Consider the following 24,386-nt stretch of genomic DNA (forward strand, 5'->3'; position numbering starts at 1 on the left):
TATGTCTTGATAGGTCGAGAAAACGAACACAGCTTTAACCTGAAGTCATCCGCTAAATTATTCGTTTATACCCTTCAGTTTCACTTGATGCTGCTTGTTCACCAATAAACGACAAGCAGACGCAAGATCTGAGTGCAAGCCGCCAGCCGTTACATCGCGACCAGCTCCAGGCCCACGGATGATTAATGGGTTAGCTTGATACCACTCACTGACGATTTTAAAGATATTGTCACAGGGGGTAAGGCTGGCAAACGGGTCGTCTAGTGGCAAAGTTTCAAGGCTAACTTTTGCTTTAATACTGCCTCCATCTGAAACAAATCGAGCGACATAGCGTATGCATGCTTGTTTTGACTTCGCATCTAACAACTTGTTCGCAAACGTATCATCTAGCTCATCTATACGTGATAAAAATTCTTCAATAGAAAGGTCAACTAGATGATCAGGTACCAAGTTTTCACATGCTATGTCTTCCAATGAGATGTCAAACCCCGCTAAACGGGCGAGAATTAGCAACTTACGCTGGACATCTCTACCCGACAGATCTTCACGAGGGTCTGGCTCAGTAATGCCGTCAGCAAGAGCCATTTGGGTGAGTTCACCAAACGGAACCGTGCCATCAAACTTCTCAAATAACCAAGACAAAGTGCCCGAGAAAATACCTGAAATTTCTACTATGTGGTCACCACTTTTCAATAAATCGTTAATGGCATAATTTATCGGCAAACCAGCGCCAACCGTAGTATTACCTAACCACAAGGCTTGGCTTTTCTCTGCTAACGCTTGCGCTTGCTTGTATTGTGACAAGGGTGCTGATGCTGCCCACTTATTCGCGCCAATGACATGAATACCGTGCTCAAAGAAGTGGCTATAAAGTTGGCTAAATTCCTCGCTCGGCGTGATATCGGCAACAATTAATTCATCGTAAGGGTGGTTTTCAAGCCAAGTGAGTAACCCTTGCTCTTCATAGGCTTGTGCCGAGTGTTGAAAATCTTTCAAGGCTTGCTCTGCATCAATACCATCTGATTGAATAAGCATTTTTTTAGATGACACTAGGCCAACTAAATGTACGTTTTCTAACGCACTTACTTTAGATAGCTGGTCTGGCAATAACTCTATAAACCGCTGACCGATATTTCCCAAACCTGCAACCACTAAACCGATATGGCGAGCATCTTTTGTTACATCATGATGAACATTATTGAGTAATTCGCCCGTGCAAGGCTGCGGCAAGGCCGCAATCAAACTGTCTTGATGCAAGCTATTGAAAAACGCTAGGGGCTGATGATGCTTTAGAGCGCGTTTAAATCGCGCTTTTACATTACCTCTTGCTGCAACCTGATGACCAACAATCGCCATGATAGAGATGGGCGTAAACTTGACCTCTGTATCGTCACTCGCCAACCATTCGCTTACTGCTTTTTGCGCGCTTAATGGAATAACGAGTTGTCCTTTGTTCACATCGCCACTAATGGCGTTAAATTTATCATAAGCCTGTTGGCCAGCATCACCAATGAAGCTTTCCGACTGAACAAGCAACAAATCATTAAGGTAAGTTACGGACAATTCTTGTTGTGCAATTTGGCCGAAATCACCAACTTCTGTACCTGTTGTGTCTGGGTCAAAGCTGCTGGCAACATGTAAATGGCTGCCAACATCATTTAAAGGCTGTAACGTTTTTGCATGAAGTACCGGGTTACCTAGTCGTCCCAGTTCTTTTGCCACAGAGCGTGGAACACGGTGCAACTTACGAGCTAGCGGAACGACACGCGGGTCAGCACTATAAATACCGTCAACATCAGTCCACAGTGTTACATTTTGTGCGTTAGTTAACGCTGCAACAATAGTGGCAGAATAATCACTGCCATTTCGTCCGAGTGTACAAGGTTGCCCTTGCGCATTTCGAGCAATGTAGCCAGTGATCACATTAAGGTGACCACGCGTCAACACATGGGTGAGGTTTTCTTGGCTTGTTTGGTAATCAACTTGGCAATTTGTTGCATTATCAATGACAAGAAAGTCACGTGAATCAATTGCCGCACTAGGACAGACACGCTCGGTCAAGATAGCAGCAAGCAAACGCGCCGACCAGCACTCTCCCAAGGCTAATAACTCACTTTCATGAACGCTAATATCCAGCTGTAGCCACTTGTTTATTAGAGCAATATCCGCAGCGACCTGGGTTAACAACGGATCAGTATGTTCGCCAGTTAACAAGCCATTTATTAAAGCCTCTTGTTTAAGCTTTAAGGCTTCAATTGCCTGGTGTACTTGGTCGCTATTTTCCTGTGCTAGTTCATAGACGTTGATCAAATCGTCCGTGGTATCACCATTTGCTGACACCACAACAACATCGTGCAACTGGCAATTGTGCTGGATAATATCAACGACTCGATTAATACATTCGATAGATGCAAGCGAGCTACCACCAAACTTATGTACTTGTACCGCATGTTTGGCTAATTTATTTGTCGATGCTTGGGCTGTCATTTTCCTACCTATACCGCTTACGTCTACCACACTGCAGCTTGCGCTGAGCTTATTCTAAAACTTGGTTGTTTTTCATTGCTCACAACTGACAAACGTTGTTGACTCGCCTCCAGGCCTGTTGCCAAATCAGCAAGTATGTCGTCTATGTCCTCTAAACCCACAGAAATACGCACTAAGCTCTGCGTTATGCCCGCTTCTTTCTGTGCTTCAATATCCATACCGGCATGCGTCATGGTTGAAGGGTGGCTAATCAAGCTCTCTACGCCACCGAGCGATTGGGCTAAGGTTAATAGCGATAAATTGTCGAATAAGGCTTTTACAGCTTCAACGCCGCCCTTCACTTCGAAGCTCAACATTGAGCCGAAATTTTTTTGCTGGCTTTTGGCCAGTTCGTGCTGGGGATGAGTGCTAAGACCCGGGTAATAAACATTTTCAATCGCTGGGTGTGATGCTAGAAATTCTGCGACAGCGTCAGCATTTGCTTGATGACCTTGCATGCGCAGCGGCAGTGTTTTTAATCCACGTAACGCTAAATAGCTATCAAATGCAGAGCCGGTAATACCTATACAGTTTGCCCACCACGCAAGTTCTTCACCGAGTGTTTTGTCTTTCGTGACCAACACTCCGCCAACCACGTCAGAGTGACCATTGATAAATTTCGTAGTGGAATGAAAAACAATATCTGCGCCCAAAGCTAAGGGTTGCTGTAACAATGGCGATAAGAAGGTGTTGTCTACAGCGACAACGGCACCAGCAGCCTTACTTGCCGTAGCAATTTTTTCAATATCAACAAGGCGAAGCAAAGGGTTACTAGGCGTTTCAATAAGTACCAATTTAGGTTGTTGTGCTAATGCATCGGCGAGCGCTTGTTCATCACTTTGATCAACAACAATCACGTCAAACTGACCACGTTTCGCTAAATGCACAAATAAGCGATAACTACCACCATAACAATCATGGGGGATAACCACTTTGTCTCCCACTGACAATAGCTGACAAATCAAATGCACTGCCGCCATGCCAGTACTGGTCACAATGCCTACTTCACCACCCTCTAAATCGGCTATAGCTTGTCCAAACGTCGCGCGTGTTGGGTTACCGGTGCGGGAATAGTCAAAGTCTCGCTTTTGATTGAAGCCCTTCAATGAATAGGTACTTGATAGGTGAATAGGGGCAACAACAGCGCCGTGATGTTCGTCGGTATTAATACCCGCTCGTACCGCTGTTGTGGCTAGTTTTTGGTTAGGCATACTATTCACCTTGAAAAATGGATGTTTAGACGTCTATAAATCTAAACGTTTTGTTTTATAGGGTCAAGAACTTTTAGACGTCTAAACTTCTACACATATAGGTTGACTGAAAAATGCCAACCAGTACAATTCACTATATGCAAACGGGTGTTTCAATGTTGTGACTTGAACATCGCTTACCAACGCCCAAAGTGAAGAACAAGCAGAGGTATTACATGGCTGAGTGGAACGGCGAATACATTAATCCGTATGCGGAACACGGTAAAAAAAGTGAACAAGTAAAGAAGATCACGGTATCGATACCGCTACGTGTATTAAAAGTACTTACCGATGAGCGTACACGTCGCCAAGTCAATAATTTACGGCATGCGACAAACAGTGAGTTGTTATGTGAAGCATTTTTACATGCCTTTACAGGCCAGCCACTTCCGGATGATGGAGACCTATCAAAAGAGAATGAGCACAAATTACCGGCAGCAGTGCGAGAAGCACTCGAAGCTCGGGGTATCACTGATTTCTCTGTATTCGAGTCTGACGACGAAGAATAAGCAACTGTCATTATCAGAAAAGGTCGCACTATGCGGCCTTTTTACTTTTTATCTGCAGAATTTTTCACTCCCTCAATAAACTCACACAGTTAACCGTAAATTCCTTACCATTGGTCGATTAAACGTCAAAACGGTTTTGACCGTATTTTCATTTTCTGTAACAGTCTAAAACATATAAAAGCAATAGGTACAGCCATGAAAAGCCTTTCTTTAGCCTTGTCAGCCAGTGCAGTCACTCTGCTCGCAGCTTGTACAAGTACAACCCATTCAAATAACACTCAGCCAAACACAGTGACTGATTCACGTATTGTTTATGTCGGTAAAGATAACCGTGCAGTAACCATGCGAGAAGACAATAGAGGAGACCGTGTGGTCAGTGCCCCATGGGCAACGCGCTCTGCAGTGTTAGGCAAGAATGGCATGGCAGCAACTTCACATCCGCTAGCAAGCCAAGTGGCGATCGATATTCTCAAAAAGGGGGGTAGCGCTGTTGACGCTGCTATCGCTGCAAATGCGGCAATAGGCTTGATGGAGCCAACCGGAAATGGTATCGGCGGTGACTTATTTGCGATTGTTTGGGATCCAAAAACACAAAAATTGTACGGTTTGAACGGTTCAGGTCGCTCACCCAAAGGGCAAACACTTGCACAGCTAAAAGCAAAAATTGGGGATGTCAGCGAAATACCTAACTGGGGCAGCGCGCCTGTGACTGTGCCCGGTACCGTCGATGCATGGTATGAATTGCACGGAAAATTTGGCACGTTATCAATGACAGACAACTTACAGCCTGCAATTGATTATGCTAATGAAGGCTTCCCTGTCACAGAAGTCATTTCCTACTATATGGGCATTTATCAGGAACGATATGAGCGCTTACATAAAGCAGGCGAAATTGAGGAAATTGCAAACTATCAAGCAACATTCCTTGAAAACGGTGAGTTCATTAAAGAAGGGCAAATTTTTAAAAACCCTGATTTAGCCAACACCTATGCCAAAATAGCTGAGGGCGGCCGAGATGCTTTTTACAAAGGGGAAATTGCCGACACCATCGATGCATATTTCAAACGCATTGACGGCCCGTTACGAAAAGACGACTTCGCCTCACATACCAGTACATGGATAGAACCGGTTTCCGTGAACTACCGCGGTTATGATGTTTGGGAATTGCCACCGAATGGCCAAGGTATCGCTGCCCTTCAAATGCTAAACATCCTAGAAGGCTACGACCTTAAGTCGATGGGTCATAATAGTGCGGATTATCTTCATGTGATGGCAGAGGCGAAAAAACTCGCGTTTGAAGACAGAGCTAGATTTTATGCCGATCCTGACTACTACGATATTCCGCTTGATGGCTTATTATCGAAACAATACGCCAGCGATAGGCGCGGTTTAATAGATATGACAAAAGCTGCCAACCAAGTCGACCATGGAAATCCAAAGCTCATCGATGGCGACACCATTTACCTGACGGTAGCAGATAAAGATGGGATGATGGTTTCACTTATCCAGAGTAATTACCGTGGTATGGGCTCTGGTCTTGTTGCTGACGGTCTTGGATTTATTTTCCAAAATCGTGGCGCACAATACTCATTAACCGAAGGGCATCCCAATGTATATGCACCGAATAAGCGCCCTTTCCACACCATTATTCCCGCGTTCATGACTAAAGATGGTAAGCCACTAATGAGCTTTGGTTTAATGGGCGGCGCTATGCAACCCCAAGGGCATGTGCAAATGGTTGCCAACATTATTGATTTTGGTATGGGTGTTCAACAATCAGGTGATGCAGCAAGATACCACCATAAGGGTTCAACAGAACCAACATGGAAAGGCCGTATGCAAGACGGTGGCACACTGGAGTTGGAAAGTGGCATTTCTGCTGACGTCGTTCGAGAACTTCAAAAACGTGGACACAAGGTTGATATTACGTCAGGTCCATTTGGCGGATATCAAGCAATTTGGCGGGATCCAGACACAGGCGTTTATTATGGTGCCAGTGAGATGCGTAAAGACGGCATGGCGATTGGTTACTAATCCCTAATTTTCCAAAAATAAAAAAGGCGCTTTGTGCGCCTTTTTTCATTCTATTTTTTCGTGTTTCTAAAGAGCAGTTACTGGTACTTTGCAGGTAACTCTAATGCAGCAACACCTGAATCAATAGCGGCTGTAGCCACCGCTTTTGCGACACGCTCGCACAAACGAGTATCCATCGGTTTAGGAATAATATAGTCACGACCAAAAGTAAGCGACTTTTCACCACTTGCTTTTAGTACTTCGTCCGGCACCGGCTCTTTCGCTAGCTCACGAATCGCATGCACTGCTGCTACTTTCATGTCTGCGTTGATAGCACGTGCACGCACGTCCAATGCACCACGGAAGATAAACGGGAAGCACAATACATTATTTACTTGGTTCGGATAGTCACTGCGACCAGTAGCGATGATAACGTCATCACGTGTGGCCAATGCAACTTCAGGTTTAATCTCTGGGTCAGGATTTGAACAAGCAAATACCACCGGATTAGGCGCCATAAGGGCCAAGTTTTCAGCTGATAATAAGTCAGGGCCAGAAACACCAACAAATACATCCGCGCCATCAATTACGTCTTCTAAGGTACGCTTATCGGTGTTATTGGCAAACAGCTTTTTATACTCATTCAGATCGTCGCGACGCGTATGAATAACACCTTTACGATCGAGCATGTAAATCTTTTCACGCTGCGCGCCACACGTTATCAGAAGTTCCATACAAGCGATAGCAGCGGCGCCAGCCCCCATACAAACAATATTTGCTTGCTTAATATCCTTACCTTGAATATCGAGTGCATTAAGCATACCTGCAGCTGTAACAATCGCTGTACCGTGTTGGTCATCATGGAAAACCGGCACTTTACAGCGTTCAATCAATGCTCGCTCAATTTCGAAACATTCAGGCGCTTTGATATCTTCCAAATTGATACCACCGAACGAATCAGCGATGTTGGCCACTGTCGTGACAAACTCTTCAACCGTCTTATGCTTTACTTCGATGTCGAACGAGTCGATGTTTGCAAATCGCTTGAACAGTAACGCTTTACCTTCCATTACTGGCTTAGAAGCCATAGGGCCTAAATTACCTAATCCAAGAATCGCGGTGCCATTTGAGATAACAGCAACGGTATTACCTTTTGCTGTATATTTGTATACGTTGTCCGGATCATCCGCTATTTCGCGCACAGGTTCTGCTACACCTGGGCTATATGCTAGAGCGAGATCTTTGCTGGTTTCAGCAGGGGTGGTTAATTCTATACTTATTTTACCGGGCGTAGGCAGTGCGTGGTAATCAAGTGCCTGTTGTCTAATATCTGTCATTGTGGTTCCTAATGTGAGCCCTTGTCGCTAGCTTTATAGATGTGACTTCGTTTGTAAATCACAGTGGTCTTATACTTATTATTATTATGGTTTATATGGTATTGGATTCGATGGAGCGATGACAAGCTCGTTTTTGCATAAAAAAGCGCTACAGGCCATATAAAACAAGAGGTCGTACCATTTAGGTTTTTAAATTTTATGCAGTATTTTGCGCATTTTATGCGAAGATAAATTTATTTTGACAGGGTTTAGATATAAAAAAACCAGCCCTTGGGCTGGTTTTTCAAGAATAAAAGTAACTAATTATTCATCAAACGGGTTAACAAGAATCATGGTCTCGTTACGATCTGGGCCCGTTGAAACGATGTCAATTGGTACACCGGTTACTTCCTCTAAACGCTTGATGTAAGCCACTGCATTCGCAGGTAATTCGTCAAACGACGTTGCACCCACAGTAGACTCTGACCAACCTGGCATAGATTCGTATACCGGCGTGATTTTTTCATAGCCTTCCGCAGCTGTCGGCGGAACAGTAATAACATCACCGTTTTCAGTTTTGTAGCCAGTACAGATTTTTAACTCTTCCAAGCCATCTAATACGTCTAGTTTTGTTAAGCAGAAACCACTGATGCTATTGATTTGAACAGCACGATGCATTGCAACCGCATCAAACCATCCACAGCGACGTTCACGACCTGTAGTCGCACCAAACTCGTGACCAACTGTGCCTAAGTGGTTGCCGATTTCATCATTCAATTCCGTCGGGAATGGGCCAGAACCAACACGTGTTGTATACGCTTTTGTAATACCTAGAACGTAGTCTAAATAGCGTGGACCAAAACCACAGCCAGTTGCTACACCACCAACCGTAGTATTTGAAGATGTCACGTATGGGTATGTACCATGGTCAATATCTAGAAGTGTGCCTTGTGCACCTTCAAACATAATCGACTCACCGTTCTTACGTGCTTGGTCTAGTAGCTCAGCAATATCTGCTACCATACCCTTAATCACTTCAGCTACAGCCATAGCGTCTGCTAGTACTTCTTCATAGCTTACAGGCTCAGCTTTGTAGTAGTTAACAAGTGCGAAGTTATGGTATTCAACAATTTCTTTAAGCTTAGCTGCGAATGAGTCAGCACAGAATAAATCGCCAACACGTAAACCACGGCGCGCTACTTTATCTTCGTAAGCTGGACCGATACCACGACCGGTTGTACCGATTGCTTTGCTACCACGCGCTTTCTCGCGTGCTGCATCTAATGCGTTATGGTACGGAAGGATAAGCGGACACATATCACTGATGAGTAGACGTTCACGAACAGGAACACCACGCTCTTCAAGCATCGTGATTTCTTTCATTAATGCTTTTGGACACAATACAACACCGTTACCAATTAAGCACTTTACGTTGTCACGTAAAACACCTGATGGAATTAAGTGAAGAACAGTTTTTTCACCGTTGATAACTAGTGTGTGACCGGCGTTGTGACCGCCTTGATAACGTACTACGTACTTTGCCTTGTCTGTGAGTAAGTCAACAACTTTACCCTTACCCTCGTCACCCCATTGAGTGCCCAGAACTACTACGTTTTTGCCCATGATTACATGTTGGTAAGAAAATTAGGCGGCGATTCTATCAAATATCAAGATCGAGTCCAAGTATAAATTGGCTAATTTTACACCATTCGGGCGGTGTAATTTACTTTGCGACGGCGTATAGGATAATCGCGCCAAGTGCCATAATAACAAGGCCTATATTGCGAATGCTAGCGCTTGGTTCTTCCGCAAGTTTCGCGACATAGGCACGCCACTTATTTGGGAATAGAGCGGGAAAAAAACCTTCTAAAATAAACGCTAAGCCGATAGCGATTAGTAATGTATCTAAAGTCATAAACGTTTTTCTGTTGATAGAAAAAAGGCCACTATAAAAATGGCCTTTTTTTAATTGGATATGTCAGTTACTTCGTTTTATCACCATCTTTCAGGTAATTAAAGAAATCACTGTCTGGTTTGACAACCATGATATCGTTTTTGCTGTTAAAGCTATTCTCGTATGCTTGTAGGCTACGGAAGAACTTGAAGAACTCAGGGTCTTTACCATACACGTCAGCATAAACTTTTGCCGCTAATGCATCACCTTCACCACGAATTTCAAACGCTTTCTTTTGAGCATCAGCAAGCATAACCGTTACTTTCGCATCAATAGTGGCACGAATGATTTCTGATTGCTCCTGACCTTTAGAACGGTGTTCTTTTGCTACCGCATTTCGTTCAGCACGCATTCGCTCGTAAATTGAATTGCTCACTTCATTTGGCAAGTTAATCGCTTTCACTCGTACGTCGATCACCTCGATACCTAGATCGTCACGACTACTTTCCGCACTTTCTAATGCTTTCGCCATCAAACCGTCTCGGTCACCTGAAACGATTTCTTGGATGGTACGTGTACCAAACTCAGTACGTAAGCCATTATTTACTTTCTGCTTTAAAAGAATTGATGCTTGATCAAAGCTACCTGAAGTACGCAGATAGAACCTTGAAAAGTCCACAATACGCCATTTAACGTACGAATCGACCATCAAATCTTTTTTCTCTGCAGTGACGAAACGGTCAGGTGCTTCATCCAACGTTTGAATTCGCGCATCTAAGCGTTTAACGTTTTCAATCATCGGTATTTTGAAATGCAGTCCTGGTTCATAGATGCGCATTTCACCGGTATCTGCATCACGTTTAATTTTTGAAAATTGAAACACAATGCCACGTTGCCCTTCTGGCACCACAAATACCGAAGATACAACAAGAATAAAGAGTAGGGCTAAGCCAGAGACTAAAAAGTTTTTCATGGTTTAGTTTCTCCCACTACTGAATCTGTCAGTTCGAGTAGAGCTGCTCGTTGGCGAAGAATTCTTGCCAGTTACAGCAGGCACATTAGATACTGATGATGCTGGCAACATACGTGTTTGACTGTTTTGTTGTTGCATTATTTTGTCCAAAGGCAAGTACATCATGTTGTTACCGCCTTCAACGTCTACCATGACTTTACTGGTGTTACCGTATACCTTTTCCATGGTTGATAAGTACATGCGCTGACGCGTGACTTCTGGTGCCGCTTGGTATTCAGGTAAAAGCTTATCAAAGCGCGCTACTGCACCTTCTGCTTCAAGCACAGTTTGTTGCTTGTATGCGAGCGCTTCTTGTTCCATACGATTTACACGACCACGTGCTCTCGGCTCAATACTTCTTGCATATGCTTCCGCTTCTTGAATGAATCTCTCTTCGTCAGCTTGTGCTGCGATAGCATCATCGAAAGCTTCTTTAACTTCTTCAGGTGGTCTTGCATCTTTAAAGTTGACGTCGACAACCAACAAGCCCAAGTTGTAAGACTCAATGATACCGTCTAGTTCTGCACGAACCTTCTGACGCACTTCCTCACGACCACTGGTTAACACATCATCCATATTTGAATGACCAACAACATATCGAAGTGCACTGTCTAACGCATCACTCAAGCTGTTATCGGCATTTGTCACGCTGAAGATATAGTCTCTTGCGTCCACAACGCGATACTGAACTTCCATTTCAACGCGAACGACGTTTTCATCCTGTGTGAGCATAAAGCCTTCAGCTCTTATGTCACGCGTGGTTTGTACGTCAACCGGAATAATGTTCTCAATAAAAGTCCACTTCCAGCTTAAGCCCGGTTCTACAACACCAACGTATTCACCGAAACGCAATTTAACACCACGTTCTGCTTCTTTGATGGTATATACACAGGTAAACAAATAAGCAATGAGCGCAATAAACAACGCTAAAGTCACAGCTACGCCAGAAAAACTGCCGCCACCGTTACCTGAGCTTGCACCACCACCGCCGGACTTACCGCCGAAAATGCCACTTACTTTATTACCTAAATCTTTGAATAAATCATCTAAATCTGGCGGCCCTTGATTATTGCCACCTTTGTTCTTCCAGGGATCTTTATCGTTATTCCCCGGCTCGTTCCACGCCATGACGCACTCCGCTACATTGCTTACAACAGAAATAAGGCCAATAATATATCAGCCCACTAACTTTCGATAAAGCGTTCAACTTCCGCTTTTTCTTGTTTAATCAGTCTATTCCACTCTCTAACCGGCAATTTGATATCAACAAGGCAATTACCCAGCTCATCATAAGCCTCATCAGCGATACAGTTGAGTTGATATAAAGCGCCGAGAAACCTGCCTGCCGTTGGTGGAATTCGTAATTTGTGTTTCACTACTTGTCGCCCTAACCGCTCGGCAAGCGCTTCAAATAGCAGTTCGATACCTAGATTGGCATGTGCTGATACCCACACTCTTACTGGGATACCGTTTTCATCTCGATCTATACGAGGCTCACAATCATCAAGTTTATCTATTTTATTGCATACCATGAGTTGAGGAACTTCATTCGCCTCAATCTCTGCTAAAACGTTATGCACTTCTTGGATATTTTCACTGCGTCTATCGTCCGCAATGTCAACCACATGTAATAGCAGCTCAGCTTCGCGGGTTTCAGTCAACGTTGCTTTGAACGCTGCGACAAGGTCATGCGGTAGATGTCGAATAAACCCTACAGTATCGGCTAAAATCGCACGGCCTACATCTTCAATGTCAATTTTGCGTAATGTTGGATCGAGCGTGGCAAACAATTGATCGGCCGCATATACATCCGCCTTGGTTATCAAATTGAATAAAGATGATTTACCGGCATTGGTATACCCCACCAAAGAAATTGTCGGAATTTCAGCTCGAACACGCGAACGACGCCCTTGTTGACGTTGCTTCTCGACCTTTTCCAATCGCTTCATAATGTTATTCATTCGCTCACGAAGCAATCGTCTATCTGTTTCTAATTGTGTTTCGCCTGGCCCTCTAAGACCAATACCACCTTTTTGTCTCTCTAGGTGAGTCCAACCCCGTATCAAGCGCGTGCTAATATGTCGCAGCTGTGCCAATTCAACTTGCAGCTTACCTTCATGCGTGCGGGCACGCTGTGCGAAAATATCGAGTATCAGTGTGGTTCTATCAATAACTCTACATTGACATAAAGCTTCAATATTTTTCTCTTGAGAAGGAGAAAGGGCATGATTAAACAGTACTACATTGGCATCGTATAAATTGACAGCGTCAGCTACCTCTTCAGCTTTACCGCTACCAACGAAATATTTCGGATGAGGCGAATTGCGCTTGCCAGTGACTACTGCGAGCGAATTGACACCAGCAGACGAGACTAACATTTTAAATTCTTGTAAGTCTTCTTTGCTGCTGTCGTCTGGAAAATCTACATGAACAAGTATTGCCTGCTCACCTGCCTGATAGCGATCAAACAAATGAGCAACTCCGAACAATACTTCTAGGCTTCATGAAAATTAAGATTCCACTTGTTGTTGGTTAAAGTCTTGGCCTTGAGCAGGCATAGTTGATACCGCGCGAGCCGGTACAACTGTTGAAATTGCATGCTTATAAACCATTTGGCTAACCGTGTTTTTCAGCAGAATAACGAACTGATCAAACGACTCCACCTGACCTTGGAGTTTGATGCCGTTAACGAGATAAATTGCTACAGGAATGCGATCACGACGAAGTGCATTCAAAAATGGGTCTTGTAAAGATTGCCCCTTTGCCATTCTTTGGCCCCTTTTGTTATTGTTAGAAAAGTACAGTAAAAAAATTATTATTAATCAATTACTCAGTACAAACTAATTATACATCAAAGTTTATAGTTTGCTTATTGCTGACAATACTTGTTGCAAGTTAGACTCATCTTCCATGTCCAACCATTGTAAATTTGGCCAGCTTCTTAACCAAGTTAGCTGTCTTTTAGCCAACTGTCTAGTCGCGCATACCCCACGAAAAATCATTTCTTTATGATCAAATTCTCCGTCAAGGTATTGCCACATTTGACGATAACCCACGCAGCGAATTGATGGAAGGTTTTCGTGCAAATCACCGCGCGCTTTCAGAGCCTGAACTTCTTGTTCAAAGCCCTGCTCTATCATCATGTTATATCTAAGTTCAATACGTTGATGCAGCGTAGACCGATCTCTCGGTGCGATGGCGAATTGTAAAACATCTCCATCAACGGTATCACCTTTTATTGCGGTTAATTGTGTCAAAGTGTTTCCCGTTAGTCGGTACACTTCCAACGCTCTAGTCAACCGCTGTGGGTCATTCGGATGAATTCGCTCAGCTGAAACTGCATCCACTTTGGCCAATTCATTGTGCATATGCTGCCAGCCATATTCGTTGGCTTCTTTTTCAATGACTTTGCGCACTTCTGGCGATGCTTCTGGGAGTGGCGAAATACCTTCGATCAAACTTTTGAAGTACATCATAGTACCACCGACCAATAGAGGAATTTTCCCCGCAGCACGAATTTCAGCAATCTCCCGCAGTGCATCTTTGCAAAAGTCTGCTGCTGAATAACTGTCTGCAGGATCAATTAAGTCAATCAATCGATGCGGATATTTTTCAAGCTCATCAGCGGTTGGCTTTGCCGTGCCAATATCCATCCCTTTATACACTAGGGCAGAATCTACACTAACAATTTCACATGGAAGCGCGTCATAAAGCGCCATAGCCAGTGCGGTCTTACCGGACGCTGTGGGCCCCATCAAACAAATGACAGGTGGAAGTTTTTGCGGCAATGTCATAGCAACCTACTGCAATTGCGATATTTCCGATGTAAGGTCAACCGCGGTTGAATTCAAGAGGTACTCAGCAATAAATTTTTCACCTAAAATGGTTTGTCCTTGAACAAATAATTGTTGAGCGCTCGTTAAATCAAATGTAGCAGGGGTTAGTAAACACGCAAGTGTTGACTTCAATTGCTCACTGACCGATGTTGCTTCATGCGCGGTTTCCGCTAACAACAATATTTGTTCCATGCACCTATTAACATCTTGTGCTCGCAATAGCGCCGGAAATTGACGTACTTGTATCTGATGGTTTGCGTTCACTTGCAGTACAACGCCAATATGCTCTAACACATCAATGTTAGCATTTACCCATCGACACTGTTCTTTTGAAGCTTTGAGCAAAACAGGCAGTAGTAGCGGCTGACTCACGAACTTCTCTGGCCAGCGCTGCTCAACTAATTTCTGATTTACTGTTGTAGCCAGTTTATTGAGTGAGGTAAGCATTAGCTTGTCGTTATAGGCTGTTGCTGCAAACATACCGTTTTCGATGTACAAGCAATGTACCTGCTGACAAGCACCATCATTTGGTTTCGTTGCCGTTGATGCTGACGCAGCAGGCTCTACCGTGCGCAGAAGCTCGCTATATGCAGCTGATGCAGCAGGAATATTGCTCTGGGATGGTGGCTGGTAGCCTGAAGAATAACCGCTTGCACTCGATTGACGCAATGGGGTTACGTACTCACGCACCTCTGATTTTGATTGTGGTTGTGAATAGGCTGTGGACTGGCTTTGAGGTTGATGATGCGACATTGCATACTCTACCCCCCTCTCTTCTGCAGCATGATGCGATTCTGATAATTCAGGCGTTAGGCCGGATACAATGGCTTTGTGACAAACAGAATAGATAAAGTCATGCACATATCGGCCTTGATGAAAACGTACTTCATGTTTAGCTGGGTGAACGTTTACGTCGACTTCACGATGATCGAGATCGAGGTAAAGTACAAATGCAGGATAAGCGTCGTTTGGCAATAATTCAGCAAAAGCTTGTCTAATGCCATGATTGATCAACTTGTCTCGCATCATACGGCCGTTGACATAGCTGTAGCACAAATCATTCTGCACGCGAAAATACTCAGGACTGGCCAACCATCCCCATAAATGCATGCCATCGTGGTGACAATCAACGGTTACAGCACTATCAATAAATTTTTGACCACATACAGCTGCCACACGCTTACTATAGTGTTCCAGAGAGCGAGCAGCACGATATTGGCGAATTGTTTTCCCGTTGTGAATGAGCGTAAAACTAACATCGAAACAAGCAAGCGCAATACGACGTATAACTTCATCTATATGAGTGAACTCAGTTTTTTCTGTGCGCAGAAACTTGCGCCGCGCAGGCGTATTAAAAAAGAGATCAGTTACTTCGATAGTTGTACCGTCTGGATGCGCTGCAGGCTGAATGGTTACATCCATATCTCGCCCTTGGGCAAAAGCTTGCCATGCCGTCTCTTGCTCTGCAGGCTTGGAGGTTAGTGTAAGCCTTGCGACGGAGCTGATACTTGCCAAGGCTTCACCACGAAAGCCCAAACTGCTAATCGCCTCGAGGTCGCTTAAATCTTTAATTTTGCTTGTCGCATGACGGCTTAACGCTAACGTGAGCTCGTCCTTAATAATTCCTTTGCCGTTGTCAGAGATACGAATGCGTTTGGCACCACCTTTATCAATCTCGACTACAATTTTGGTTGCGCCAGCATCTAAGCTATTTTCAACTAACTCTTTAACAACAGACGCAGGACGCTCAACCACTTCTCCGGCAGCTATTTGGTTTGCCAGTCGCGCTGGCAAAATTTGAATGGACATGAATTATTCTGCTCTAGGAATACGCAACGTTTGACCGATGCGCACAGTGCTCGATTTCAAGTTATTGGCAGACTTCAACTCACCAACAGACACGTTGTAACGCTGCGCTAATAATGACAAAGATTCACCGCGAGAGACCTTGTGTTTGCGATAACCCATTTTCGCAAAATACGTCCCCATCGGTGGGTTTTCTAGGAAATGTTTCTTGATACCGTTAAAGACTGCATTAGCCAGTTTTTGCTGATGCTTACCACTATTTAGGTTACGTTCTTCTTTAGGATTAGAAATAAAGCCCGTTTCAACCAAAATAGACGGAAAATCTGAAGATTTAAGTACACCAAAATTGCCGTGCTGCGGGCGTTTTTTATGCATTTTAGTGACACGTGCTAAGTGGCTTTGAACATCATGTGCGACACTCATACCTACCGACAATGAATGCTCTTTGTTCATATCAGCCAACGTAATAGCCAGATTGTCATCTTTGGTATTTTTAATAACTCCGCCACCGCCGCCAAGCAGCTCAGAGTTCTTAGAACGGTTACGTAACCATTTAGACAATTCTGATTCAACGCGTTTATTCGTTACCACCCATACAGATGCTCCACTAGGTTTTGGCGTATAAAACGCATCTGCATGAATCGAGACGAGAAAATCTACTTTCTTTTGACGGGCAATTTCACTACGACGCCCAACAGGCACGTAATAGTCCCCCGTACGAATCATCACCGCTTTCATGCCTTTTTGTTTTTTAATTAACGCTTCTAATCTTTTTGCAATGGCAAGCGTAACATGTTTTTCATAGGTGCCTTTAGGGCCTATAGAGCCGGGGTCTTCACCACCATGGCCGGCGACAATACCGATGACAATATCACGATCACTTTTTGGTGTTCGCTTCGCCACCTTCTCAACATTGTTAATCTTCTCTTTGTCATACAAGTCAACAACCAAGCGGTTACCGTACTGACCGGCAGGAGCAAGAGGGAATATGGTAAGTTGATACGAGTCGGCAAGCTCTAGCACGATTCGCGTGCCACCCTTTTTCTTGGGTTTACTGGTGCGAACACGCTCAATGCGCTTGTCATTTTTGGCGAGATTTGCCAGTTGAACAGCATTTTTACTGTCGGCAAAATCAATCACCAACCGATCAGGTCTTGATAATGAGAAGTAGCTGTAATCAGGTGTCTTCGCCAAATCGAAAACGACACGAGTGTTTTCCGGCGCAGGCCAAACCCTTACACCTTTTATGGTGTTGCTCGCAAACGCACTCACACTGACAAAAAACGTCAGTGCGGCAAACCAATGAACAAACTTTATACCAATAGATTTCATTTATACTTTTGTGCCACTGTACTTTGACGCAAGCTGCGCTAACAGGTCATTTCCTGTCGCACTGTTTGGCGTAAAAGTGACAATGCGGCTTTCATTTTCATAGGCTAAGTCAATCACCAAATCTGGTGCGGGAAGCAAACCTTCTCCCTTCTCTGGCCATTCTATAAAGCTACAACTGTTACCGGTAAAGTAATCTCTAATTCCCATAAACTCAAGTTCTTCGGGATCGGCTAAACGATATAAATCAAAATGATAGATACGCCAGTCGGCTAATTCATAAGGTTCAACTAGCGTATAAGTAGGACTCTTAACTGCACCTGAATGCCCCATACCATTAACAAACCCACGAGTTAGCGTGGTCTTACCCGCCCCTAAATTACCATTGAGGAAAGCAACGAAACCTTTTTTTACATCATTTTTGATTAAATCAGCTAACGCACCACCTAAATCAACAGTGGCTTGCTCATCAGCTAAGAAATACTTATGCATAGTTAATATAAATTCACTAGTTGTCTAATTGGCTCATACAAATCACTGGCGAGCAGCCCACGCATACCATGTTGCTGAGTTATTGCTTCTGCCGCCTGACCATGAATACTGACCGCAAGTCGCGTGGCATCCATTAACGAGCCAGTTTGTAGTATCAATGCAGCTATTATGCCTGATAATACATCTCCCATGCCACCCGACGCCATACCTGAGTTACCGGTTGTGTTAACGATAACCTGTTCACCGTCGGAAATAATAGTGCCAGAGCCTTTTAAAACACAGATACCGCCATACCTAACCGCTAATGTTCTCGCTGCTTTATAACGGTCGGCTTCAATTGTCGCAATATCCGTACCTAGCAAGTAAGCGGCTTCACCTGGGTGTGGGGTCAACACCCAATCTTGCCTGTATAGCTTTAATTGTTTAACCAAAGCTAACGCGTCAGCATCAACGACTAGAGATACCTCTTGTTCGCTAGCCACTTTAACCAGTTGTTGCGCCCATGTGTCTTGCCCCAGCCCAGGTCCTATCAATAACACTTTAGCCTTTTGAATGAAATTTGAGCCTTTTAACCGTTCTGGCTCTGACGGTGCTAACATTAACTCCGGACGCCCTTGCGATACGATCGCTTGATTAGCTTCTTGGCAAGCAACTGCAACTAGCGCAGCGCCCGCGCGCAAAGCAGCCTCACTCGCCATTCGAATAGCCCCCGGCATGCCAATATTGCCACCCATCGAAAGTACTAGCCCAATACTCCCTTTGTGGATAGTTGGACGACGGGGTTGAATATTAGGTAAACCTTTACGACCTTGTGCAAAGGCATTTGTGGGGAGTAGTTGAACAAACTCAGATTGCACATCTAACGTTGCTAACCGTAAACTACCGACAACGTTTGCAGCTTTACCTGTCACTAGTCCCTGTTTGATAACAATAAATGTGACTGTAATATCCGCGGCGACAGCTATTGTGTCTACAGCGCCTGTAGTTGCACAAAGTCCAGAGGGGATATCCACACTCAGCACTTGGCCGCAGTGTTGATTGATTTCGGAGATGACCTGTTGCCAAGGTTCTGACAGCTTCCCCCTAAATCCAATACCAAAGATAGCATCAACAATAATATCCGCTTCTGCATCGGCGATGTATTGTGATGCTACAGCCAAGTCTGATATAAAGTTGCATTCACCCTGTTGCGACTGAAACTGCTCTAGCGCCAGTTTGGCCTCTCCACTGACCACGCCTTCTTCGCATAGCACCAAAACACTGACTTCAAAGCCATGTGCTAAGCAATGCCGAGCCACAACAAAGCCATCACCACCATTATTGCCTTTGCCAGCTACAACCAGTACTGACATTTTGTTGTGGCTAAGCGACGCTAACTCGTTATAGGCACTAGCCCCTGCTCTTTGCATCAATTCAAATAGAGTTATCCCCGCGCTTTGAGCCGCTTTCATCTCGTGCTGTAGTACCTGATTCGCGCTGTAAATTGGCTGTGGTAAACTAGCCGGCAATTGCATTACTTCCATGGTCGCTTCACTGTTTATGTCGTCAACTATCAACTATCAGGATCTCGCTGAAAAAATCAAGCAGTGGGGTCAAGAACTTGGTTTTGCTCAAGTGGGCATCACGGATGTTGATTTGTCTGAACATGAAGTTCACTTGCAAACTTGGTTAGACAACCAATATCACGGCTCAATGGATTACATGGCTAGACACGGCATGATGCGAGCCAGACCAACGGAACTAGCGCCAGGCTCAGTAAGAGTTATCAGCGTTCGCATGAACTATCTGCCGCCTGAAGCTAAATTTGCACACACATTAAAAAACAAAACCAAAGGCTATGTAAGCCGCTATGCTGTGGGCCGTGATTATCACAAGCTTATGCGCAAACGACTGCAAAAGCTTGGGCAAAAAATTCAACAACATTGCGAGACATTCGCGTTCAGGCCCTTTGTTGATTCCGCACCGGTTTTGGAACGTCCGTTAGCTGAAAAGGCTGGGTTAGGCTGGGTTGGGAAACACAGCTTATTGATTAACAAGTCTGCTGGCTCCTGGTTCTTTTTAGGGGAGCTACTGGTTAACATTCCACTGCCTGTCGATAGTGCGCCGCAGAATGATTGCGGTTCGTGCGTCGCCTGTATGAAAATTTGCCCAACACAGGCTATTGTCGCGCCTTATGTAGTTGATGCAAAGCGCTGCATTTCGTACCTGACCATTGAGCACAAGGGAGTCATTCCTGAGGAATTCCGCCAAGCTATGGGAAATCGAATTTATGGTTGTGACGATTGCCAATTGATTTGTCCTTGGAATAAATTTGGACAAGTAACCAAAGAGCAAGACTTCCATCCACGCCAGCAACTGGACAATCGCAACCTACTCGACTTATTTAGTTGGAGTGAAAACGAGTTTTTATCGAAAACGGAAGGTTCACCAATTAGACGCATTGGTTATCAAAATTGGCAGCGCAATATTGCCATAGGATTGGGCAATGCACCTTTTAGTGAGGAAATTGTAGAAACGTTAAGGGCGACGTTACCTGAGTCTGATAAGGTTGTGAGCGAACATATTCTTTGGGCTATAGGCCAGCAAGAAAGCAAACGCAGTGCTGCTCATAGAATAGAAGGGTTGCGACTTAACGAGCGACTCATTCGTTCGATTGAAAAGGGGCTGCCTCGCGACGCTTAACGGCTCTATCAGCACAATTTGTCAAAATCAAACGTTTCTTGTCAGCAGAAAACGACTGCCAGCCCACAATCTCATCAATATGGCGAAAGCAGCCCAAGCAGATATCATCCCGATCGAGGCAACAGTTTCGAACACACGGGCTAGCCAACTCTTCCGTGCCAGTAGGATTAACATCAGATGGCATCAGCGAACGTCTTCACTACGCTAATTTCGGTTTTCACCTGTTCAACTAAACGCATCATGTGATCATAAGAGTTATTCAGCAATGCTTGCTCTAATTGAGAGCCTAATTGAATTAACCCCGGTGCAGACAGAATGTTGGCAACTAAGTTAATTTCATTAATAGCCAACTGCACATCTTCATGCGCCTGCGCTTCAATTAGCTCAATAAGAATACCTGCCTTTTCTTTTAACGTGTCAATGTATTCTTCCAACATAAACACCGCAAGCTCAGGCGACCCTTGGTTTTTAACATATTCGTTCATATCAAAGGCCGCAGGCAATGCGTCAGCCATTTGTTCAAACGAAAGACTGTCTTTAAAGCTATCGCTAGGAAGTGATGGTACCACTTGTGGCTCTGCTTTATGTGACGTATTCGCAAAAGTGGTCTCTACGTCACGTTTCTCTTTCAGCCAAGGTGAAAGCAACTTGATTAAGGCTTGCACATCGTTAGCGTGTGGTACTCGGCCAAAGTGCCAGTGTTTGCCCAATTCAATTTGCTCTTCATTAAGCTCAAATACGTCGTCTTCGGCAAAATGGAATACGCCACGACTGATCGACTTGCCCGCCAACATTGGAACAAATGGCGACGTATCAAAGGCATTCATCAACACTAAATAACGACCGGTTTGCCAATGCTTCAACATACTTTGAGGGTTAGCCACAACAGTCACTCTGAATCCTAGCCAATTGAGTAGTCGCCATAAGACCTGTTGTTCAGCAACATTTTTAACCGCTAACAGCAACTCTACATGCGTAGCGATATGGTTATAATCACTAAACTGTGCCGCTTCAACGGCCGTTTTCCCTTGGTAGCGATTATTCACAGTCGTTACTATTTCGTCGATCAATTGTTTACCGCAAACAGGCGTGTCAGTCATGCTGAATAGCCCATCTTTTTCTATACTTGCGCCTAGTGCAGGCTGCAATGCAACCAATGCGGGCTGCTTGGCAGCGGGAAGCGTATCAATGTGCTGTTGAACAGTCTCTATCTGACTCAACATATCGCTACCTAAAACAACACAATCAAGTTTTCTGCGAGAAATCGACGCAAGGCTATAGTCTTTAGCAAAGTAATCGGCTTTGGATAACGTTTCGCAATCTGCTTTAGCTTGCGAAATATAGCGCGCCAATATTTTACGATTGTTATCATCACCCGAGATAACCAATACATGTTTATGCATCAGTTCATTTGACCTGTCGTGCGGGCTAGCCAATGAAGTAACAGACACTGGCAATTGAAAATGTGCTTCAAAACCTTGCCCTGTTTGGCTAATTGCTAACCCCTTACCGTGCAATGCATTCAACAGTGCTTGGAAATAAATTTCCGTCCGCGACTGGTATGATGATGACTTACCTGACGCTATGCGCGATAGATGTTTGGGTAGCGGCTTGCGATCACTATTGGTAAATACCTCACCTGATACCACTAATGTTTGTTGCCCGGGATTTTGGTCAACGACACCAACACTCAACACCAGTTCATGCTTGAATTGTTCTTTTAGCAAAAGCCTAGAGAATGCAGTAAATAAACGACTGAATAAACGAATATCCGTATTCACATAGTCTGCCATGCGGTCATCTATTGCTAAACGCACTTTGTTATGACGTAACTGCGCCTCGACCGTAAGGTTATAAACTGCTGCGTATATCGTCTGTCTAATATCAACGTCACCAAGCTCACGCTGTCGCTTAGCTTGGCCTAATTGCGCAATAATCTGTTGCTGGCGCAACCAATCAAAGACACGCTCAAGTTGGCGGTATACTGGCTGTGAACTAACACCAGACACCATCGCGGCATTTTGACTTTGCAGCATGGCTTGAACCAACATTTGGCTGAGTGTTTCATGGTCGTGTTCAATGCTCACTAATGCACTTTGTTGCTGGTCGTTAAGCTGCTGAGTGAGTGTTGCGATCTCACCATCTTTCTCAGCAATTTCCGAATGACTAGAAAAGGTACCTAACCATTGATTGCTTTCATAACGAATGGCGACATTGAGGAATTGGCCATCAGCAAGTTTTACCACACACTTTTGTAATACCCTATCTACCTTGGCGGAACGCGCGTATTGCAACAGTGCTTTTACGGTTTCTTTGCCAAAAACACGGACAAAATCACTATGTTTTGGCTGAGGGAGTTCATACTCACCAGCTCGTAGAAACGCTTTTACCTGATTGGGGGAAGATATTTCCAAGTTCCCATCAGCAATTCGCCATGCAAATGTATTCTCAACTTCCCCGATCATGTCCAGCTGAGCTTGGTGAGCAGCTTCTAGTGCTCTGACATCTTGTTCTGCATAGGCATTTGTAAAGGCTGAACTAATAGCATTTTCTACGACAGAAAATTCAAGGCTTTGTTCAACGTTTGCACCTTTTCGCCCTGCAAGACGGGTATCGATGTCTGTTATCGTTTGCTTTATTTTGTTAGAGAATAGGTGATATAAGCGAGCAATTAGCAGGGCGGCTATACCAAAAAGAATCGATGCGCCGATTAAAAGGCTCGAACGTAGCTGCTCTTGCGTGACCTGCTGACCCAGCATAGGCAGTGCAAGTTTTTGATTAGATTGCTCGGCTATTAATTCCGCTTGGCTTAACGCTGTTTCTCGGTTAGCCGACAACTGCGTGTGTAATACAGTCACTAACTGTTGATATTCGTTGTAGAGTCGTTTAGTGCCTTGCCACTTACCAATCAAAGCATCACGTCGGAGAAATATATTTAGCAGTTCATTTAGCGAGCCTGATAACTGAGATTGTTGCTCAGGATTTATCATAGATGTTGCTATTTGCGCAGATAAACTCTCTGCTTCAGCCATGGCTGCTTTACTATCTTCTTGATAGGTTTCAATGCCAAAGGTCGCTATTTGACTGACTTGGAACTGCAGCTGGTTTAATCGTTTTTGTAAGCTACTTAGTTGTTCAACAGTTTTTAGCAGGTTCAACTGTTGCTCAGTATCTGCAACGGTGTCACGGTTTAACTCAGTGAGTAATAGTTGTATTTGTTGTAGTGACCCCGTTAAGGCAATGTCAGCGCGCTCTCCTATTGAGATATTACGTTCGATATTTGTCGCCAACCTTGCCAATTCTGTTTCATCATAGCTGCGAATAGCAGTGAGATCAGTTTGGCTCAAATCGATAGAATTGAGTTGCAACAGTAACTCTCCATGCAAAGCAGCTACATCTTCATGACCTAACTTTTTTTGAATAGCTTCAACAGTTTTGAGCGCTTTATCAATGGCGATGATTTTACTGAGTTGTTTTTCAGCGCTTGGTAACGCTTGATTGCCAGAAGACATAAAAGCCTGGCTAAGTGTTAACTGGGAAACAGTAAACAGGCCGATTGCCAATACAAGAAAGACAAATATGGAGAGAAATAACGGCGTTAATTGGCGGGCAATTGTTTTTGTAGCGCGTGAATCTGTCATGTGATTAAACCAATAATCCCTTACCGGCTTTCCTTGTTATAACGTTAAAACCAAAATCCATTAAAAAAACCACCAGCTTG

At 44.3% G+C, this 24,386-nt stretch carries 19 protein-coding genes; 3 read left to right on the top strand and 16 right to left on the bottom strand.

Annotated features, from left to right (window positions below; translation table 11 throughout):
• Positions 1 to 57: 57 nt before the first annotated feature.
• On the bottom strand, positions 58 to 2,487 hold the full coding sequence (gene metL, locus ACFSJY_RS04495; RefSeq protein ID WP_386031541.1) for a bifunctional aspartate kinase/homoserine dehydrogenase II: 2,430 nt from the start codon (positions 2,485 to 2,487) through the stop codon (positions 58 to 60).
• A 23-nt stretch (positions 2,488 to 2,510) separates the two neighbouring features.
• Positions 2,511 to 3,737, bottom strand: coding sequence for a cystathionine gamma-synthase (gene metB / locus ACFSJY_RS04500; RefSeq protein ID WP_386031543.1), 1,227 nt, complete (start codon positions 3,735 to 3,737; stop codon positions 2,511 to 2,513).
• Between the two features lie 215 nt (positions 3,738 to 3,952).
• Here metB and metJ point away from each other — a divergent pair, with 215 nt between their 5' ends.
• Positions 3,953 to 4,285: a met regulon transcriptional regulator MetJ gene (gene metJ / locus ACFSJY_RS04505; RefSeq protein ID WP_386031545.1), complete on the top strand. Its 333-nt coding sequence runs from the start codon at positions 3,953 to 3,955 to the stop codon at positions 4,283 to 4,285.
• A 342-nt stretch (positions 4,286 to 4,627) separates the two neighbouring features.
• Positions 4,628 to 6,319: a gamma-glutamyltransferase gene (ggt, locus tag ACFSJY_RS04510; RefSeq protein WP_386032222.1), complete on the top strand. Its 1,692-nt coding sequence runs from the start codon at positions 4,628 to 4,630 to the stop codon at positions 6,317 to 6,319.
• Between the two features lie 77 nt (positions 6,320 to 6,396).
• On the opposite strand, the gene ACFSJY_RS04515 is transcribed toward ggt, so the two are convergent.
• From ACFSJY_RS04515 to ACFSJY_RS04570, 12 genes are all read right to left on the bottom strand, one after another.
• Positions 6,397 to 7,635: a malic enzyme-like NAD(P)-binding protein gene (locus ACFSJY_RS04515; protein ID WP_386031547.1), complete on the bottom strand. Its 1,239-nt coding sequence runs from the start codon at positions 7,633 to 7,635 to the stop codon at positions 6,397 to 6,399.
• A gap of 303 nt (positions 7,636 to 7,938) precedes the next feature.
• A complete protein-coding gene (locus tag ACFSJY_RS04520) occupies positions 7,939 to 9,237 on the bottom strand; it encodes an adenylosuccinate synthase (protein WP_386031549.1) in 1,299 nt (432 codons plus the stop codon).
• Positions 9,238 to 9,337: 100 nt separating this feature from the next.
• A complete protein-coding gene (locus ACFSJY_RS04525) occupies positions 9,338 to 9,529 on the bottom strand; it encodes a DUF2065 domain-containing protein (protein ID WP_386031551.1) in 192 nt (63 codons plus the stop codon).
• Positions 9,530 to 9,596: 67 nt separating this feature from the next.
• Entirely contained in the window at positions 9,597 to 10,481 is an 885-nt protein-coding gene (hflC, locus tag ACFSJY_RS04530) for a protease modulator HflC (RefSeq protein WP_386031553.1), read from the bottom strand.
• A 3-nt stretch (positions 10,482 to 10,484) separates the two neighbouring features.
• The gene (gene hflK, locus ACFSJY_RS04535) at positions 10,485 to 11,648 is read right to left on the bottom strand and encodes an FtsH protease activity modulator HflK (RefSeq protein WP_386031555.1); all 1,164 of its coding nucleotides are present in this window, start codon (positions 11,646 to 11,648) and stop codon (positions 10,485 to 10,487) included.
• 56 nt (positions 11,649 to 11,704) lie between these two features.
• Entirely contained in the window at positions 11,705 to 12,991 is a 1,287-nt protein-coding gene (gene hflX / locus ACFSJY_RS04540; RefSeq protein WP_386031557.1) for a ribosome rescue GTPase HflX, read from the bottom strand.
• 39 nt (positions 12,992 to 13,030) lie between these two features.
• Positions 13,031 to 13,288: an RNA chaperone Hfq gene (hfq, locus tag ACFSJY_RS04545; protein WP_386031559.1), complete on the bottom strand. Its 258-nt coding sequence runs from the start codon at positions 13,286 to 13,288 to the stop codon at positions 13,031 to 13,033.
• Positions 13,289 to 13,378: 90 nt separating this feature from the next.
• A complete protein-coding gene (miaA, locus tag ACFSJY_RS04550) occupies positions 13,379 to 14,314 on the bottom strand; it encodes a tRNA (adenosine(37)-N6)-dimethylallyltransferase MiaA (RefSeq protein WP_386031561.1) in 936 nt (311 codons plus the stop codon).
• Positions 14,315 to 14,320: 6 nt separating this feature from the next.
• Complete coding sequence (gene mutL, locus ACFSJY_RS04555) at positions 14,321 to 16,165, bottom strand: DNA mismatch repair endonuclease MutL (RefSeq protein WP_386031563.1); 1,845 nt, start codon at positions 16,163 to 16,165, stop codon at positions 14,321 to 14,323.
• A 3-nt stretch (positions 16,166 to 16,168) separates the two neighbouring features.
• Complete coding sequence (locus ACFSJY_RS04560; protein ID WP_386031566.1) at positions 16,169 to 17,494, bottom strand: N-acetylmuramoyl-L-alanine amidase; 1,326 nt, start codon at positions 17,492 to 17,494, stop codon at positions 16,169 to 16,171.
• On the bottom strand, positions 17,495 to 17,983 hold the full coding sequence (gene tsaE, locus ACFSJY_RS04565) for a tRNA (adenosine(37)-N6)-threonylcarbamoyltransferase complex ATPase subunit type 1 TsaE (protein WP_386031568.1): 489 nt from the start codon (positions 17,981 to 17,983) through the stop codon (positions 17,495 to 17,497). It abuts the gene before it with no gap.
• Between the two features lie 2 nt (positions 17,984 to 17,985).
• A complete protein-coding gene (locus ACFSJY_RS04570) occupies positions 17,986 to 19,506 on the bottom strand; it encodes an NAD(P)H-hydrate dehydratase (protein ID WP_386031570.1) in 1,521 nt (506 codons plus the stop codon).
• Positions 19,507 to 19,522: 16 nt separating this feature from the next.
• Here ACFSJY_RS04570 and queG point away from each other — a divergent pair, with 16 nt between their 5' ends.
• Entirely contained in the window at positions 19,523 to 20,665 is a 1,143-nt protein-coding gene (queG, locus tag ACFSJY_RS04575; RefSeq protein WP_386031572.1) for a tRNA epoxyqueuosine(34) reductase QueG, read from the top strand.
• Here queG and ACFSJY_RS04580 read toward each other — a convergent pair.
• Positions 20,625 to 20,849, bottom strand: coding sequence for a DUF1289 domain-containing protein (locus ACFSJY_RS04580; protein ID WP_386031574.1), 225 nt, complete (start codon positions 20,847 to 20,849; stop codon positions 20,625 to 20,627). The two genes, queG and ACFSJY_RS04580, sit on opposite strands and share 41 nt — an antisense overlap.
• A complete protein-coding gene (locus tag ACFSJY_RS04585) occupies positions 20,839 to 24,306 on the bottom strand; it encodes a hypothetical protein (protein ID WP_386031576.1) in 3,468 nt (1,155 codons plus the stop codon). The genes ACFSJY_RS04580 and ACFSJY_RS04585 overlap by 11 nt, the downstream gene beginning before the upstream one ends.
• Positions 24,307 to 24,386: the final 80 nt, after the last annotated feature.

This window comes from Thalassotalea euphylliae (assembly GCF_042682785.1).
Lineage (GTDB): Bacteria > Pseudomonadota > Gammaproteobacteria > Enterobacterales > Alteromonadaceae > Thalassotalea_F > Thalassotalea_F euphylliae.

Excerpts from the sequence above, each read along its gene's own strand:
- miaA (WP_386031561.1), bottom strand. The coding sequence starts at position 14,314 with ATGACATTGCCGCAAAAACTTCCACCTGTCATTTGTTTGATGGGGCCC.
- ACFSJY_RS04520 (WP_386031549.1), bottom strand. The coding sequence starts at position 9,237 with ATGGGCAAAAACGTAGTAGTTCTGGGCACTCAATGGGGTGACGAGGGT.
- metL (WP_386031541.1), bottom strand. The coding sequence starts at position 2,487 with ATGACAGCCCAAGCATCGACAAATAAATTAGCCAAACATGCGGTACAA.
- ACFSJY_RS04515 (WP_386031547.1), bottom strand. The coding sequence starts at position 7,635 with ATGACAGATATTAGACAACAGGCACTTGATTACCACGCACTGCCTACG.
- ACFSJY_RS04560 (WP_386031566.1), bottom strand. The coding sequence starts at position 17,494 with ATGAAATCTATTGGTATAAAGTTTGTTCATTGGTTTGCCGCACTGACG.
- hfq (WP_386031559.1), bottom strand. The coding sequence starts at position 13,288 with ATGGCAAAGGGGCAATCTTTACAAGACCCATTTTTGAATGCACTTCGT.
- ACFSJY_RS04580 (WP_386031574.1), bottom strand. The coding sequence starts at position 20,849 with ATGCCATCTGATGTTAATCCTACTGGCACGGAAGAGTTGGCTAGCCCG.
- ggt (WP_386032222.1), top strand. The coding sequence starts at position 4,628 with ATGCGAGAAGACAATAGAGGAGACCGTGTGGTCAGTGCCCCATGGGCA.
- queG (WP_386031572.1), top strand. The coding sequence starts at position 19,523 with ATGTCGTCAACTATCAACTATCAGGATCTCGCTGAAAAAATCAAGCAG.
- hflK (WP_386031555.1), bottom strand. The coding sequence starts at position 11,648 with ATGGCGTGGAACGAGCCGGGGAATAACGATAAAGATCCCTGGAAGAAC.
- ACFSJY_RS04570 (WP_386031570.1), bottom strand. The coding sequence starts at position 19,506 with ATGGAAGTAATGCAATTGCCGGCTAGTTTACCACAGCCAATTTACAGC.
- ACFSJY_RS04525 (WP_386031551.1), bottom strand. The coding sequence starts at position 9,529 with ATGACTTTAGATACATTACTAATCGCTATCGGCTTAGCGTTTATTTTA.
- metJ (WP_386031545.1), top strand. The coding sequence starts at position 3,953 with ATGGCTGAGTGGAACGGCGAATACATTAATCCGTATGCGGAACACGGT.
- metB (WP_386031543.1), bottom strand. The coding sequence starts at position 3,737 with ATGCCTAACCAAAAACTAGCCACAACAGCGGTACGAGCGGGTATTAAT.
- mutL (WP_386031563.1), bottom strand. The coding sequence starts at position 16,165 with ATGTCCATTCAAATTTTGCCAGCGCGACTGGCAAACCAAATAGCTGCC.
- hflC (WP_386031553.1), bottom strand. The coding sequence starts at position 10,481 with ATGAAAAACTTTTTAGTCTCTGGCTTAGCCCTACTCTTTATTCTTGTT.
- tsaE (WP_386031568.1), bottom strand. The coding sequence starts at position 17,983 with ATGCATAAGTATTTCTTAGCTGATGAGCAAGCCACTGTTGATTTAGGT.
- ACFSJY_RS04585 (WP_386031576.1), bottom strand. The coding sequence starts at position 24,306 with ATGACAGATTCACGCGCTACAAAAACAATTGCCCGCCAATTAACGCCG.